Consider the following 15,485-nt stretch of genomic DNA (forward strand, 5'->3'; position numbering starts at 1 on the left):
TAAAAAATATTACTGGTAGTCGCCCATAAACTTGATTGAAGCCATTTCCAGACCAGCTCCGCCACTGTAATTTTGAAGAATCACCATCCTGAAATAGCGCATGGGCACAGCGGGCAGCGGCATGACGAATTCCGTTCCGTTATTCACTTCTGCCTGGTCGGCCGCATCCAGCTGTCCATAAGGTAGGCCGGAGGGTTTTACCAGTTCAAATACGCCGCCAATCTGCGTCCAGCTGTTATCCAGTGCTCCGTTGGGATTGGGATTCATACTGCCATAGATCTTAAAGAACTTCAGCGTTCCGTTCCGGAATTCCGCCCCGCCGTTCTTCCGCATATAATAGCGGATGCGGCTCAGCACGACGGGTTTGCCCATATCTACCGTAATGCGTTCCGGTAAGGAATCGGTTTGATTATTGTTGTTCACCACACCATAAAAAGCCCAGTCTCCCGCGCTGTAACCGTTACGGAGCGGTACATTCAGATCGGAACCGCAGCAGGCCGTCTGATCGCCGGGCAGCACCAGGGCTTTCATAACGCTGCGGTCCAGCACAATCTCATTCATCGACCGCACTTTTGACCATACCGTATCCGATACGTTGCCCCAGCGATCCCGTACGTAGGCTCCATACTTCCGTTCGCCGGCACCAAATCCGCGTATAGAAAAGTTACCGATGGTGGCCTTCGAATAGCTGGTGTATACATACTCCGGTTTACTGATGGTATCTACCAGAGCAACCACTGCCAGATCTGCAGATGTTGGATTTTCATATTGAATATTGGCCCCTCCAAAATCGCCATAGATCTGAATAGATTGTTTTACCAAAAGATAGGGTGGAGTATCAGGGTGTACCGTTACCTCTACCGGATCCGACGGCACTTCACTCCGGCTAACGGTTCTGAGCGTTACTTTATAGTCGGTCGACTTTGCAAAGCCCCTTACCACCAGGGTGTCTGTAAAATAGGATGCTTTTACCTGCTGCTTTGTGTTTTCATTTACCATAAAATCGGCCTGCACATACATAATAGTGGGGTCGGCAGGAATTGTATAAATGATCTGCGCGCCGCCCGGGATGTTGATCACCTTGACGTTGCCGACGGCGGGAGGTTTTACCGTACTTTTATAGATCGGCTGCTGGTCGGTGCCGGTTTGTTTCTGGCAGGAAAAGATGCCCACCAGGAGAAGTGTCAAAAAACCTGCCGTAATGTTTTTAATATTCTTCATCGTATAAATAGATTAAATCATGAAACAATTACCATAATGGGTTCTGTACCAGGTTAGGGTTTACCTGTAAGGCATATTCCTTGATGGGTGCCAGAAAATCCCGGTAGGTATTATGGGGTGTGTAAAGGGTCCTTAACCGGTAGAAGTCTGCTGTTGTTTTTTGTTCAATGTTCCAGCCGGTAATGGGGCGGTTCATCAGGTCGAGGCGCTTCCAGCGACGCATATTCCAGTAATTTTCCCCTTCAAAGATCATTTCGATCATGGTTTCCTGCTGAATAATGTTTCGCAGTCCTTCTTTGGTAGCAGGCTTTGCTGCGTTGCGTGAATAATTGCCCCAGGACTCCACCACCCCTTTTAAACCCGCCCTTGCGCGAACAGAATCCAGGTACTGATACGCTTTTGCACCGGGGCCTTCGGCTTCATTCACCGCTTCTGCATACAACAGGTAAAGTGAGGCCAGACGGATCGCGGGCCAGGCATACGCATCGGGCGTGTATGTATTACCGCTTCCGGTGGTTTTCCAGCTTACCAATTTCTTAGGGTAATAGCCAGTAAACGAAACCCGGGAAAGTCCGCCGCTGGTGGAAGGCGATCCCCAAAGGGTGGGCAAGTAGAGTAAATTTGTTTCACTCGGACGCTGCGACATAAAATAGGCTGCCCCGTCAAAAACAAGATCTGCATAAAAACGATATTCCCGGTCCATATTAAAACCGGAGGTGGTATAGTTGGGCTTCATAATGCTGCGCTGTTCGGCCGGCACTGTTTTCAGCGCGGTATACCGGTTGGCATAATCCCAGGTGGGATCCTCGCTGATGGGTACACCATGTTTCGTATAAAAAATTTCACAGGCGTTCAGGTTGGCCGCCCATAATGAATAGGTATACGAATACACTTCGTTACGGGGCGCACAAAACCGCTGTAACTCGCTGGAGTTGCTGTTTGTAAATACCCATATCTGTTCGGGGTTCCATTCTTCTGTTACCGCCCCCCGGATGTCCATTAGCTTTCTTGAGCTGTCGCTGATTGCGTTCAAATCAAAGGGAGCTTTGAAATAATGCAGCCGGAACCCGGCCCCATGCGCCGCCTTAATCGCATCATCGCAGGCCTGGGCTGCTTTTACCCATTTGCCATTATCAAAGGCGGTGCTCACCAGCGCTTTACCATCTTTGTTTTTCAGATCGGCATAATCTGTATTCCCGTTAAACAGCGGGCTTGCATTTTGTACCATTGCATAGGCCTTTATTGCCAGTGCAATAGGCGCCGTGATGCGCCCCAGCTCTTCCCGCTGATTGTATACAACCGACGGAAGATCCGGTGTGGCTTCATCAATCAGTTCCGCAATATAGCCGCTCACTTCATCCACGGGGGCCCGGCTGGCCCGCACCTCATCCACCCCTGCCGATACAGGCAGGTTTTCGCGGATCACCGGTACAGGACCGTACATACGCAGGAGGAGGAAATGATAATAGGCTTTTAATACCTTAACTTCCGCGATCCACCGTTTCCGCTCTACCGCCTCAATATCCGGTACCTTACCGATATTCTCCAGGAAAATATTGCAGGTACGGATGGCCTGGAACATAGCCACGCCGCCGTTTTGCCCATCCCAGTAATTATTGATCGGCTCTACGGTATTCTGATAATCGTAGCTCAGTTCAAAAATGGAATTGGGTATGCCCGGGGCCTGTGATCCCGGGTAGGGAGAAGCGATCTCCCGGCTTCCGAGCAATCCGTAATTGCTGCTCGGACTACCCAGTTTGGGCAGGTAGGAATAGCAGGTAAATAAATATTTTTTTGCCGTTACTTTCAGCTGAAAGGCCTGGTCCAGGGTAGCTATATTGTCTGGCACGACATCCATGAATTTATTGCAGGAAAACAATCCCAGGAGCAGGATCACCGGCAGTATTCTTATACATTTCATATCCAATGATTTTCTTTTTTGAATTTTATTTTAGGGTAAGATTGATACCTGCATTGAGCACCAGCTGAATCGGGTATCCGAGGCCATTACCTCCCATTTCCACATCCCAGAGATTAAACTTGCTGAACGTATGCAGGTTCAAACCATTCACATAAAAACGGGCGTTGGAAAAATGCAGCCGGTTCATGAGTTTGCTGGAAAGAGTATACCCCAGTTCCGCAGATTTTATGCGTAACAGTGCCCCGTTGCGCATAAACCAGGTACTTTTCTGGGTATTATTTGCATTAAGGTCTGTGCTAAGGCGTGGCCACAATGCATAAATATTCCGGTTGTCCTCACTCCAGTGGTTATCGGCCCATACTTTTAGCAGCTGGCGCTGTTCCTGTATAAACGGTGCTGTGCCAATATAGTTACCTGCATTATCATAATCTGCAACGCTAATCCAGAACGACTCCCGGGCCAGCCCCTGGAAGAATACCGAAAAATCAAACCGGCCAACCCCCGTAGAAACCCCAAAACCATATACGATTTCCGGTGTGATAGGAAAACCGATGGGTACCTGGTCGAGCGTGGTGATCTTTCCATCTCCGTTCACATCCCGGTATTTGATATCGCCGCCCCCATAAGGACCAAAGCTTTGTTTGGGCGCATTCTGGGCATCAAGGTCGTCTACAAACAGGCGTTCTGCTAAATATCCCCATTGCTGCGAAAGGGAACGGCCTGGATGCAGCATGTTCTGCTCTTTATACTGGGGTTCCTCATATACATCGTAGGCGCTGCTGGCATAGGTAAAATTTGCCATGGCCTTGGCCCACCATTTGCTGGTGATTTGCTGCTGGTAATCCATGGCTACCTCCACCCCGTGAGACCGGGCCTTACCAACATTGGCGCGGGTAGCTGCCGAAAGACCCATCGAGGAGGGCACCGAGGCCCGGGTCATGAGGATATTGGTGCGCCGTTCCTGGTACATATCCACATCCAGGTTCAACTTGCCAAAGAAGGAGGTTTCCAATCCAAAATTCGTTTTGGCGGCTTTCTCCCAGGTAATCTGGTCATTGGCATACCGCCCGATACTGATCCCTGGCAGTACAAAATCTTTCAGCGTACCAAACCGCATCGCTCTTCCAGCATCGTTCATATTAACTTCAGAAAGATAAAAGAACCGGTCTGTTGCGTCCCCGATATTATCGTTCCCCACAAAACCATAGGTAGCTCTCAGTTTCAATTTTGAAACTACATTTTTTATACCTTCCCAGAATTTTTCATTCGATACCGTATAGGCAGCACCGGCTGAGGGAAAGAATCCAAAGCGATGAATGCGGGCAAAACGTTCGGACCCATTATAGCCAAAATTAAATTCCGCGGCATAACGGCTGTCATATACATAAGATACGCGGCCCGACAACCCCAGGTTACGGAATGGTAACGAGGCCTGCAGGGAGCCGGGGTTACCGCTGCTGCTGTTCTTTGCAATACCCACCAGGGTACCGCTGAGGCTGTGCACATTATTGAATTCCCTCCGGTAATCCAGTGCCAGTTCGCTGTAAAAATCGGCCGAAAGCGTCTTGGGCCCCTCAATGTAGTTTAAATACTCCGTACCGACGGCAGCAGCCGAACCGGTTTCCATATTTAACGGAAGCAAATCATAATGCCTGGTGTTGTAGTCGTAGTTTGTGGCAATGTAGAAAAACGGATTATACGCACGAGTCAACGAAAATTCGCCGTTGCGCTGCAGGTTCAGCAACCCGCGGGCCGATAGTCCGTTTGTAATAAAATCCAGCTTTTGGTTCACCCCAATCTGTGCATTGAGGGCAAACCTGTTAGAGGATTTGTATCCTTTTTGCAGCATGGCATAAGGATTATTATATTGAGCATTGCCGGCATTACCAAACATAATGTGCTTTACATATTTGGTTTCCTCAGTTGGCTCGTAATATGCCGGGAACATTACCGGGTTCGATCGCATAATTTGTCCGAAAATATCTGCTCCACCCGCCAATGGTCCTTTGTAGTCATCAAAAGCGCCGGAAAGCCGCACAACCATCTCCGTTGTTTGCGTAAGACTAATATTTACATTGCTTCTTAATGAATAGGACATCAGTTTGGAATTACTGTTAAAATTGGTCCTCTGGTCCACTTTTAAGATACCGTTATCAATATTCAGTCCCCCGGAAACGTAATACCGGGCTACCTTTCCACCGCCGCTCAGGTTCAGATTGAAACGCTGGTTATTGGCGGCATTCTTCAACAGCATTTTCTGCCAGTCAGTAACCGGGTATACCACAGGGTCTATTCCTTTCTGGGTATTCTCTATTTTATTTTTCGGATACAGCAAGCCACCCAGGGGATTGCGCGTTAGTACCGCTTCGTTGGCCAGTTCCATATACGTGATCGGATCCGCCAGTTCAACATTCCGGGTGGATTGCGACCGGGAATTTTCAACCCGGAGGGAAACATTCACCTTACTTTCCTTACCCTGTTTTGTAGTGATCAGGATTACCCCGTTGGCACCCTTTGACCCATACAATGCCGCTGCGGTGGCATCTTTCAAAATAGAAAAGCTGGCGATATCATCTACCTGCAATCTTGCAAGATCGGTGGTGGTTACCTGTATATTATCGATCAGGATCAGAGGTGAAGAGCGGTAGCTCTCTCCAAACGTGCTTACACCGCGTATAAAAAAATCGGCATTATCAGCGCCGGGCTCACCACTCCGCTGGAAGGCGATGATGCCTGCCAGCTTCCCCGCCAGCGCATTGGTAAGGTTACTGGCCGGGATCTTGAGCTCCGCCGGATTGATGCTGGTTACGGAACCCACGATTTCTTTTTTGCGTTGTGTTCCATGCGCTACCACCACTACCTCATTGTCGGTACTGGCCTCTGAAGGCTCTAACGCAATTTTCAGCGCTCCTGCCTTTGATACGGATGATTCAATGGTCTTGTATCCAACAAAGGACACCACCAGCGTGCCGCCCCTGGCCGGAAGCTCAAGAACGAACGTACCGTCGGCCCCGGAAACCGCCCGGCTTTCGGTACCTTTTAACTCGATGGTAGCGCCCTGTAGCGGCAATTCGTCTCCGGCCGCCACCACACGGCCCTCCACCTTTATCTGCCCCTGCGCCGCTGCAGGCAGATACATACATGCCAGGCATAAAATGCCGGTGAAGCAAAACAGGAATCTCGTTAGTTTGAACATAATTAATTAATGGTTTAATGCTGTGCTTGAATCGTTATAAATGAATAGGCCGAACAAAATTTCTGATTAAAATACTTTTGCCCAACAACGGATTTGACCAGTTTTGATGTTATTTTTGCAATCGATTGCAAAAAATCACAAAAAGGAAATCATGTGGCGTAGGGCGCGATGTTTAAAGCAACGATCCTATTCAAAATCAGCAGCTAATGCAGTTTATATACGAAAATTTTACGTTTCCCCCGGACCAATCCTTTACGGTTCGTTCAGAGTTCCTCGAGGTAAAAAAATACCAGTCCTTTAAGTGTCATGTCAATTTTGAAATAGCCCTTATTGAGAACTGTACCGGCAAACGTTTTATAGGCGATCATATTGAAGAATTTGACGGAGCAGAGCTGGTGCTGATGGCCAGCTATCTCCCCCATTGCTGGCAGTATTACCGCACCAACGATCCGCTGATTCCTGCACACGCCATTGTGGTACATTTTTTCCCGGATTTTATGGGCGATGGCCTGTTGCGCAAACCGGAGGCCCGGCACCTGGCAGCATTGTTTGCAGCCGCCGCAAAGGGCATTCTGTTTACGGGTGAAACGCTGCGTAAGGCGAAAATGATCCTGCAAGAGATGTTGTACGAAAAGGGACTTACGCGGTCGGCATTAATGCTGCAACTGCTGGATGTGCTAGCGCTTTCCGCATCTTCCCGGGTACTAAGCTCCCCGGGCTTTAATATCATTGAAAGTTCGGGTGAAGCCAATAAGATCAACCAGATATTTGATCATATCTTCAAACATTTCAGAAACCCCATCACACTGGAGGAAGTGGCCGCCCTGATCCCGATGTCATCGGCCGCCTTCTGCCGGTTCTTTAAATCCAAAACGGGCAGAACCCTTACGGACTTTATAAAAGAAGTACGCATCGGGCACGCGGCCAAACTTTTACTGGCACAATCGCATAATGTGTCCGAAGCCTGTTACAACAGCGGCTATAACAATATTTCCAATTTCAACAAACATTTTAAAGAGATCAAGGGCGTTTCTCCGAAGGAGTTTTTGAAACAATACCAGCTTGCGGAGGCGGCAGGCGTTTAGCATTTAGCTATCAGTCCTCAGTCTTCAGTTGGTATAAGGAACAGCGGGCAGGCATCAGGTATAATACGAAATCAAACCTGAAACTTTAAACATTAAGCCTGGAGCGGCGTTCACTATTCAGCCTGTCAATCGACCTGGTTGCCGGTGAACAGCCGTTGCACTTTGAACTAAAGATGCCTTATTCTTCAAACAAATAAAAGGGCTTTGCTTCTACCCATTTTTGTCCGGGTGCGGTGCCGGGTACCCCTGCCTGATAGGTATCCATCAACCGGTTCCATTCTGCACAACGAGGGCTATACGATTCCGCTACCTTGCTCATACTGTCGAGACTGGCCCCCCGGGGTACGAGGATGGACATCACCACCAGGTGATCAAAGCGCGACAGGCTGATCTTTCTGTAACCGGCTTTTTTAAATCCGGCTTCAACCTCCGGCCAGATATGCTGATGATGGTCCAGGTATTCCCGGATCTTTTCATCACCGGGAGCGATCGTTACCACAAAGAGCCGTTCTTCCAGGTCGCCGGCCGTTTTGGGCCGTTTACACGACACTGTTCCAGCAAACAATCCTGCCAGCGAACACAGGTATAAACAGCTTTTTATTTTTGTATGCATGTTCTTTGTTTTATTATTTGATCCTGTATGATAAAGCCGCAACAGAACCGGATCCTTCTTTATCTAAGGCATTACCGGAACAACCAGTAAATGGCACCCATCACTACCATCAGCAATGCCCATCCCAGCCACACCGTTCGCAGATCGCTGCCCCTTCGTTTATCGGTTTCCAGCAGCGACGGAAGCTGCGGCGTATCGCGAACAGGCGTTGGCAACAACGAAATAATGATACCCACTGCCAGCAACCCGGTAAAAAGGTATACCGACAGGATGAGAAAATGTGGCCAGAAACCAGCGTAAGGAACATTGAGCACATTACAGATACCTACGGCCAGACAAATCACGCCACCGCCATACAATACCACCTCGGCCGCCAGCCGGCTCATCCGTTTCCAGAGGATGCCGGTAAGAAACACCACTGACAACGGCGGAGCCAGTATGGATACCATTCCCTGGCTCAGTTCAAAGAATCCCTTTCCGGAACGGGAAAACAGCAGGGCCACGCCAATAGCCAAACCACCGGCAATAAGTGTTACCCATTTTCCCATACGCCGTTTTGCCGCATCATCCATCTCCCGGAAGCGCCCGGCCACATCCAGGGTAAACACAGTGCTGAACGAATTCAGGCCGGACGATACCGTATCGATTAATGCTGCGATCAATGCCGCAAGGCATAGTCCGAGCAGCCCGTGTGGCATCAGCTCCGTTACCAGGGTGATATACGCATTATCGGCCTGTGCAGTGTCCTTAAACAATACATAGCACATCATACCAGGGAAGATAAAGATCAGCGGCATAATGATCTTTAAAACTGCCAGGAACAAGGCCCCATATTGTCCTTCCTTAAGATTCCGGGCCGCCAGCACTTTTTGTACGATCGTCTGATCAGCACACCAGTAATATACGGCAACCACCGGGTACCCTGCAATAATGGCGATCCAGGAATATTCCGGATCCGTGGCTGGCCGGAACAATTTCCAGTAATGATCCGGAAGAGCCTGTACAAATGCATTCACCCCCCCTATCCGTTTTAATGCCAGCCAGGCAAGAACCATTGATGAAAAAATGATGATGACCGATTGAAAAATACCGGTACGTACCACCGCTTTCAATCCGCCTACTGCGGTAAAGCTGGTGGCAATAACGGTAACCAGTACTACTGAAAATGTAAGCGGCCAGCGGAATACCTGCGATATAATGAGGCCGCCTGCATACAATGCGCTTCCGAGCCATACCAGCAAAATGGAAATAAGACTGTACAGTACCAGGAAATAATAGGCCCGGTTGCCAAAGCGTAGCTTCAGGAACTGTGGCATGGTGCTAACCCTCGTGGCCATGTAGTGTGGCAGGAAACACATCGCCAGTAACAAAAGAAAGATCCAGGCCAGCCATTCAAAGTTGCTGCCCACCACTCCCTGCGAAAACCCGATCCCCGCAAAACCTACCAGCATCATCGGTCCGGCATTGGCGCTAAATAAACTAAAACCGATCTGCCACCAACGAAGTGTTCTGCCACCGAGGAATATATCTGAATGGGCGCCCGCAGACCGTTTATTCAGATAAAACCCGATCGCCAGCAGCAGGGCGATGTATGTTAGTAACACCACATAATCTGCAATTCCAAGCGTTATATTCATTAATGCGCTTTTTATATATAGCTACATGTTTACCGCCGGCTCATATTTTTTTACATCCTCTTTAGTCCAGGTGCGGTGCACGATAATCTTTTGCTTTTGTTTCCAGTAGTCCCAGTCAATCCGTAACGGTAGCCCCTCAATATCGGGCAATATAAACCGGCCGTTCTCCCACTGCGGGCGCACCATAAAATACTGCTCCAGGCTATACATAATGGCATAGAGGTATTCTACCGGCCATTCTTCCGGTGCTGTTGTAAGCAGCGCTGCGGTATAAAGGGAATAGCCCCCCGAAGAAAAATCGAGCTGGTGCTTTTGTGCCAGATCGCGTACCTCCTGCCACTCCTGTATGCCGCCCAACTGTGTGGGTACGGGCTGCAAATGTGCGACACCGGCATTCACCAGCGCCGGAAACATTTTTGCCGTGCGTTCAGATTCTCCATAAGCTATTTTTATGGAAGATCTTTTGCAAAGCTGTTCAATTTCGGCATATGCTGCGGAATGAATGGGTTCCTCCAGCCAGGCTATATCCAGGCTGGCTATTTTGTTTACAAAATCAAGCGCCTGGTCCAATGTCCATATCTGGTTTGCATCTACCGCAAGTTGTACATGGCTGCCAATCAGTTGCCGTACAAACCGGACCCGCTCAATATCTTCAGTCATCCCGGTACCAAAATTGCTGCCGATCTTAATCTTTATACAATCGGCACCCATCTCCAGGAAACGGCTGATTTCTGTTTCCAGTTCTTTCAAACTGTAATTGGTGCCTCCGCCGCTGCCATACATACGCACCCAGTTCCGGTTTCCGTTTAAATACCGGTACAGGGGCATGCGGTTTCGCCGGGCGGCGAGGTCATGCAGGGCCATATCCACCTGCCCCAGTAATGCGGCCGCCTGTCCACGGAATCCCTCATTACGGATAGACCAGTACAACAGGGTATATAATTTTTTGTACGGCAGATTGCCGGAATGAAACAATATTGGGAAAAGACACTTCTCCAGGATGTTCATATAGGTATTGAATACAGGGGCCTCTCCGATATGGCCATCTTCAGCTTCAAGGGTAAGGATGGAAAGCCCAAAATGATTAAAGGGTCCCATGGTCGCATCCTGGAAGGGTGTAACGGTAGGCACGGGTTCCAATACCCTGATTTGGGCACGAGTGATCCGAAACACTTCATTATCGATCTGGTACATTGTAATGACTTAATGCGGTTCTTTTATATATCCAATGATTTTATTGTATAGGTTGTGGTCAAGCGGTCCTTCCGAAATCGCCGCCAGGCTTTCGTTAAGCTCCTGCAAACCTGCCGGTCCGATAACCACACGAAACGGCCATGGGATATTCTGCAAAAACCGAAGCGCCAGTGTTGACAGGGATAATTGTTTTTCGATGGCCATTTTATTGACTCCGGAAGCTGTGTCCAGGAATCTGTGCTCCAGCCATTGTGGCCGGTTGCGGGCAAACGATTCAAAGCAGCGGCCCAACAATCCCATATGCAACGGGCTGGCGGCCCAATAGGTAATATTGCGGCTGCAGCACCAGGCCAGGGATGTATCCAATGCATCGATGCAACAGGCATCAAGCCGGTTGTATTCCATTACCACGTCAAAAACACCGGCATCGAGGTAGGGAAGAAAAGCAGCAGGATAGTTCCCTCCCAACCCGATTTGCGTGGTATAGCCCTGCTGCTTCAGCGCCATCATCTTTAAAACAGCCGGTTCTATTTCCGTACCCGGAATGGCTGCGGGTTCATGCAGGAATAATATATCTGCATTTGATACTCCCAGGATATGCAGGCTACGGTCAACACTCCTGGCCATACCATCTGGTGTATAATCATAAATACCCTGATCCGAAGCATAGCTTTTCAGGCGTCCTACCTTTGTACTTACCAGCGGGCGCGCTCCCTTCCACTGCTGCAGGGCCCGGCCCACAAATGACTCTCCGTCTCCGTATGCAGGAGCCGTATCGATTGCCCGAATTCCTTTTTCCAGTGCATAGAGGATACTATTAACGGACGCTTCCGGATCCACTGGTCCCCAAACACCTCCCAGGCCGGCTGTTCCGAGCACATAGCGCTGCAGGTTTGTAGCATCAGTCCGATCCTTCATATGACATCGATTTGTTTATCTATGTAAAGCTATTTCATTTTGAAGGATTGCTCCATCACTATATTGCTTATTTCTTATGTTATTTTGCTTTTCGTTTGATGGTGTTTTCTTACCATCTACTTTTGTGTCATACATGAACCGATCCGGTAGATGTATTTGTTTGACGGCATTTTTAAAATGAACCAGTTGGTGTATCAACCGCTTGACCATAACAATGTGACCCCGCTTCACCAACAGGCAGAAGAATGGCTCCGTCAATTAATCCGCGGGGAGGCGTATCAGAAAGGGCACCCCATTCCTCCCGAAATACAGTTGGCCCGGCAGCTCCGCATATCCCGCAGTACGTTGCGACAGGCCATTAGCAAGCTGGTGTTTGAGGGCCTGCTAGTACGGAAAAAGAGAACGGGCACCTGTGTATCCGGAAGCAATCCGGTACTTGCCGCTGCATCGCCGGTTGCCATACAGACAGCAGAACCAGATTCCCGCCATCGCCATTTCGAACTGCACGTGTCTTATACTACCGTGTCTAATGAAGCCTTGCACTTTTTTGGAACCGGCACTCCTGGTAAAGTGCTGCGACGGGAGCGGCTGAGCGGAACAATGGAATCACCGCTTGAGTATACCATTGCTGAATTCAATCCGGCGCTGCCGGTTTCTGCTTCGGAGAACTTCAACCTGCCGCTTTCCGAAATCCTTGAAAAAGGCTGCGGGTTGCGCATCGAAACAATACAGGAAACGCTGCATGCGGTTGCTGCCGATCTTTTCCTTGCCGCAAAACTAGAAACGGTACCCGGTACACCACTGCTGGTGCGTAAACGTCATATTTATGTAACGGATGCGCTCCCAGCTGTATTCATTACCGTATATAACAGGACCGACACCCTTACAGCGATCATTGAACACTGGCATCCGTAAACGGATCCTGCCGGTGCGTCAGCGATCGCCTCCATTATGCGGCGCTGCTGAATGGGGCCCCAATATCTATTCATACCAGCGCAGCATCCCTGGGGTTTTTACGGCGGGTTAACTGCAGCTTCTTTATCGGCATAGGTTGCCGATCAGTTTTTCAGGTTCCGGCCGTTCTGTGCAAAGAGCGCGGACGGCTTTCTCGTTGAAAAAAACGGTACATATACAGTTACCGGAGTATACGGTTTTCTGCATGAAGCTGTTTGCAACCATCTATATGAGGATCTTATTGCACCCTCATGCCGCCTACGGGGGATGAACCACTATTTCCGGATCAGCGCAACCGATGCTGTATTCCCGCTCATTTCCAATACCAGCACCGAGTCATTTTCATCCGGCAGCTGCTCCGGAAGCTGAATCACAATCTGCTCCTGCTCTAATCTGAATGACAGTTTGTCCCCTTTCAAAAAGTATGCTTTCTTAACCTCGAGACCTGGCACCACCGGTAGTTTCAATGGTCCGGCAGGCTTTTGAAAAAGATGTATATAGATTTTATTCCCTTTACGGGTAGCGGCCAGTGTGCTGTCTGGTAAAAAGGGTCCACCCTTTGTTGCATAAATCGAGGTGCCATATTTCTTCAGCCAGCCGCCCATTTCGCGCAGGCGCACGGCCTGCCGGTCTTCTATACGGCCATCAGGCATGGGGCCGATGTTCAGCAACAGGTTTCCATTTCCGCCGGCAGTGCTGGCCAGTGTGCGGATACATTGTTTTAATGACTTCATGGCATCGCCGGGTTTCCACGCCCACTGCGTGCAAAGCGTGATACAGGATTCCCACGGATCAGACATATTAATCCCTCCTATCTTCTGCTCGGGGGTGGCGTAATCGCCGGTTGTTGCTCCACTCAGCACTTCATGGGTGCCCTTTCCGAGCCGGTTGTTAATGATCACTTCCGGATCCAGTTTCCGTAGAAAATCATAGATCTCCCGGCCATGTTCGGCGGTCCAGGGCGCTTCCCAGTTGCCGTCGAACCAGAGCATATAGGGATGATAACTGGTAACCAGCTCGGTTAGTTGGTTCTTCATGTACTGCACAAACTGCTGCATGTCTGCTTTTGGATCCGGCACCTTGCTGCCGTCATTGTGCAGGGGATAACGCCGGTCATACCAATCCAGCACGGTGTAGTAGATACAAAACTTGAGATCGTATTTTTTACAGGCCTTTGCAAGCGCTCCCACCACATCTTTTTTATAGGGTGTATTCATGATGTTGTAGTCCGTATAGGCGGTAGGCCAGAGGCAAAAGCCATCATGATGTTTTGCGGTAATGGTGAGGTATTTCATGCCGGCATCACGGGCAGTTTTTACCCAGGCATCTGCATCAAATGATACCGGGTCAAACTTCTTATACAGCTGGTCATAGTCGCTTTGCGAAACACCATGGTTCCGCGACCAGCCGATCTCTGTTCCGCGTAGTGCAACGGGTCCCCAATGGATGAACATTCCGAATCGTTTGTCCATAAAACCGTCCATGGTCTTTTTACTGATGGTACTGTAAGGGGTCTGTTGCTGCTGTGCCATTAAAAGGTTGCTGCTTACCAGGATCAGCAACCCGATCATTTGTATGTGCTTCATCATTTATTACGTTTTAAATTATCAATTGTTATTCCTCTTTATTATTTCCGGACCGGTATCCTATGCCCTTTTATTGCGAAATACAGTACGTATATGTAACAAAGTGCGGGAAAAACAAAAGCCCAGCCGATACCCACCCGGTCCGAAACCAGCCCCATCGCCGGCGGGATCAATGCGCCGCCTACAATACCCATGATCAATAAGGAGGAGGCTGTTTTTGTAAAGCGGCCCAACCCGTCAATACTTAAGGTAAAGATGACCGGGTACATAACAGAGGTAAGCAATCCGACCATCGATAACAGAAACAGTGATCCATACCCGTTCATCAGCATGGCCGTCACTACCAACAAGAGGGCTCCCCCTGCGGAAACAACGAGCATTTGGGATGCAGCTCCTTTCCGCAGTATATAGGCCCCGACCAGCCTGCCGGCCAGTACCAGGGCCATGAATAATGAAATAAACAGGGCCGCCTTTTGTTGTGTAAGCCCCGGCAACCCGAGCGATTGCGCATACCGGATCAAAAAACTCACGATCCCTACCTCGGCGCCTACATAACAAAACACAGCCCCGGCCCCCAGCAATAAGTGCGGATAGTTGAGGATATCTTTAAAGGAATGTTTGCCGGTAGCCTCCTCCCGGATGGGCGGAAGTTTTATAAACAGTAATACCAGGGCCATTACCAGAAACAGCAATGCCAGCGAAATATAGGGCAGCTTTACCAGATTGGCTTCGGCTGCCAGAAAGCCTTGCAACTGACTTGCGGAATAGGTTTGGATCACGGTTTCCGGAATATCTTCTTTATGTAACAAGAGTAATGCCCCTAAATACGGGGCAACGGTAGCTCCCGCAGACCCCACCGCCGCAGACAAACTTAACCGGCTGGATGCTTCGGATGGATCGCCGAGTTTGGAAATATAGGGCGTGGCGGTTACTTCCAGAAAGGTAAATCCGGCCGCCATGATAAACAATGCGCCCAGGAACAGGGGATAATAACGGATCTCCGCAGCAGGGTAAAACAGCGCGGCCCCGACGGCGGCTACTACAAGCCCGGTGACCATGCCCGCCTTGTACCCTCTCCGGTGAATATATAGGCCCGCGGGTATCGCCATCAGGAAATAAGCTCCAAAGAAGGCCGATTGTACCAGGGAGGACTGAAAATC

General features: G+C 49.5%; 11 protein-coding genes. 2 read left to right on the plus strand and 9 right to left on the minus strand.

What is annotated here, in order from left to right; genetic code table 11:
- Positions 1–9: 9 nt before the first annotated feature.
- From LL912_RS05365 to LL912_RS05375, 3 genes are read right to left on the minus strand one after another with little or no spacing between them, the layout of a single operon-like run.
- Complete coding sequence (locus LL912_RS05365; RefSeq protein ID WP_235552533.1) at positions 10–1,221, minus strand: DUF4959 domain-containing protein; 1,212 nt, start codon at positions 1,219–1,221, stop codon at positions 10–12.
- A gap of 28 nt (positions 1,222–1,249) precedes the next feature.
- Positions 1,250–3,142, minus strand: a complete 1,893-nt coding sequence (locus LL912_RS05370) for a RagB/SusD family nutrient uptake outer membrane protein (protein ID WP_235552534.1) — start codon at positions 3,140–3,142, stop codon at positions 1,250–1,252.
- A 25-nt stretch (positions 3,143–3,167) separates the two neighbouring features.
- On the minus strand, positions 3,168–6,338 hold the full coding sequence (locus LL912_RS05375; protein ID WP_235552535.1) for a SusC/RagA family TonB-linked outer membrane protein: 3,171 nt from the start codon (positions 6,336–6,338) through the stop codon (positions 3,168–3,170).
- A 206-nt stretch (positions 6,339–6,544) separates the two neighbouring features.
- On the opposite strand from LL912_RS05375, the gene LL912_RS05380 reads away from it, so the two are divergent.
- Positions 6,545–7,423 (plus strand): AraC family transcriptional regulator, encoded by an 879-nt coding sequence (locus tag LL912_RS05380; RefSeq protein WP_235552536.1) that lies wholly within the window; start codon positions 6,545–6,547, stop codon positions 7,421–7,423.
- Positions 7,424–7,601: 178 nt separating this feature from the next.
- On the opposite strand, the gene LL912_RS05385 is transcribed toward LL912_RS05380, so the two are convergent.
- The 4 genes from LL912_RS05385 to LL912_RS05400 all read right to left on the minus strand — a co-directional run bounded on the left by LL912_RS05385 (position 7,602) and on the right by LL912_RS05400 (position 11,785).
- A complete protein-coding gene (locus LL912_RS05385) occupies positions 7,602–8,036 on the minus strand; it encodes an L-rhamnose mutarotase (RefSeq protein WP_235552537.1) in 435 nt (144 codons plus the stop codon).
- A 71-nt stretch (positions 8,037–8,107) separates the two neighbouring features.
- Positions 8,108–9,673, minus strand: coding sequence for a sodium:solute symporter family transporter (locus tag LL912_RS05390; protein ID WP_235552538.1), 1,566 nt, complete (start codon positions 9,671–9,673; stop codon positions 8,108–8,110).
- A gap of 21 nt (positions 9,674–9,694) precedes the next feature.
- Complete coding sequence (locus tag LL912_RS05395; protein ID WP_235552539.1) at positions 9,695–10,867, minus strand: mandelate racemase/muconate lactonizing enzyme family protein; 1,173 nt, start codon at positions 10,865–10,867, stop codon at positions 9,695–9,697.
- A 9-nt stretch (positions 10,868–10,876) separates the two neighbouring features.
- Positions 10,877–11,785 carry an aldo/keto reductase gene (locus LL912_RS05400; protein ID WP_235552540.1) on the minus strand — a complete coding sequence of 303 codons (909 nt, stop codon included), beginning with the start codon at positions 11,783–11,785 and terminating at the stop codon, positions 10,877–10,879.
- A 150-nt stretch (positions 11,786–11,935) separates the two neighbouring features.
- Between LL912_RS05400 and LL912_RS05405 the strand changes: the two genes are divergently transcribed.
- Positions 11,936–12,700, plus strand: a complete 765-nt coding sequence (locus LL912_RS05405) for a GntR family transcriptional regulator (RefSeq protein ID WP_235552541.1) — start codon at positions 11,936–11,938, stop codon at positions 12,698–12,700.
- 314 nt (positions 12,701–13,014) lie between these two features.
- Here LL912_RS05405 and LL912_RS05410 read toward each other — a convergent pair whose 3' ends face one another.
- Both LL912_RS05410 and LL912_RS05415 read right to left on the minus strand, forming a co-directional pair.
- The gene (locus LL912_RS05410; protein WP_235552542.1) at positions 13,015–14,328 is read right to left on the minus strand and encodes an alpha-L-fucosidase; all 1,314 of its coding nucleotides are present in this window, start codon (positions 14,326–14,328) and stop codon (positions 13,015–13,017) included.
- A gap of 38 nt (positions 14,329–14,366) precedes the next feature.
- Positions 14,367–15,485, minus strand: a 1,119-nt coding sequence (locus tag LL912_RS05415) for a sugar MFS transporter (protein ID WP_235552543.1), incomplete at its 5' end; no start/stop codon positions are given.

The organism is Niabella agricola (assembly GCF_021538615.1).
Taxonomy (GTDB): Bacteria; Bacteroidota; Bacteroidia; order Chitinophagales; family Chitinophagaceae; genus Niabella; species Niabella agricola.

Excerpts from the sequence above, each read along its gene's own strand:
- LL912_RS05365 (WP_235552533.1), bottom strand. The coding sequence starts at position 1,221 with ATGAAGAATATTAAAAACATTACGGCAGGTTTTTTGACACTTCTCCTG.
- LL912_RS05370 (WP_235552534.1), bottom strand. The coding sequence starts at position 3,142 with ATGAAATGTATAAGAATACTGCCGGTGATCCTGCTCCTGGGATTGTTT.
- LL912_RS05375 (WP_235552535.1), bottom strand. The coding sequence starts at position 6,338 with ATGTTCAAACTAACGAGATTCCTGTTTTGCTTCACCGGCATTTTATGC.
- LL912_RS05380 (WP_235552536.1), top strand. The coding sequence starts at position 6,545 with ATGCAGTTTATATACGAAAATTTTACGTTTCCCCCGGACCAATCCTTT.
- LL912_RS05385 (WP_235552537.1), bottom strand. The coding sequence starts at position 8,036 with ATGCATACAAAAATAAAAAGCTGTTTATACCTGTGTTCGCTGGCAGGA.
- LL912_RS05390 (WP_235552538.1), bottom strand. The coding sequence starts at position 9,673 with ATGAATATAACGCTTGGAATTGCAGATTATGTGGTGTTACTAACATAC.
- LL912_RS05395 (WP_235552539.1), bottom strand. The coding sequence starts at position 10,867 with ATGTACCAGATCGATAATGAAGTGTTTCGGATCACTCGTGCCCAAATC.
- LL912_RS05400 (WP_235552540.1), bottom strand. The coding sequence starts at position 11,785 with ATGAAGGATCGGACTGATGCTACAAACCTGCAGCGCTATGTGCTCGGA.
- LL912_RS05405 (WP_235552541.1), top strand. The coding sequence starts at position 11,936 with ATGTATTTGTTTGACGGCATTTTTAAAATGAACCAGTTGGTGTATCAA.
- LL912_RS05410 (WP_235552542.1), bottom strand. The coding sequence starts at position 14,328 with ATGATGAAGCACATACAAATGATCGGGTTGCTGATCCTGGTAAGCAGC.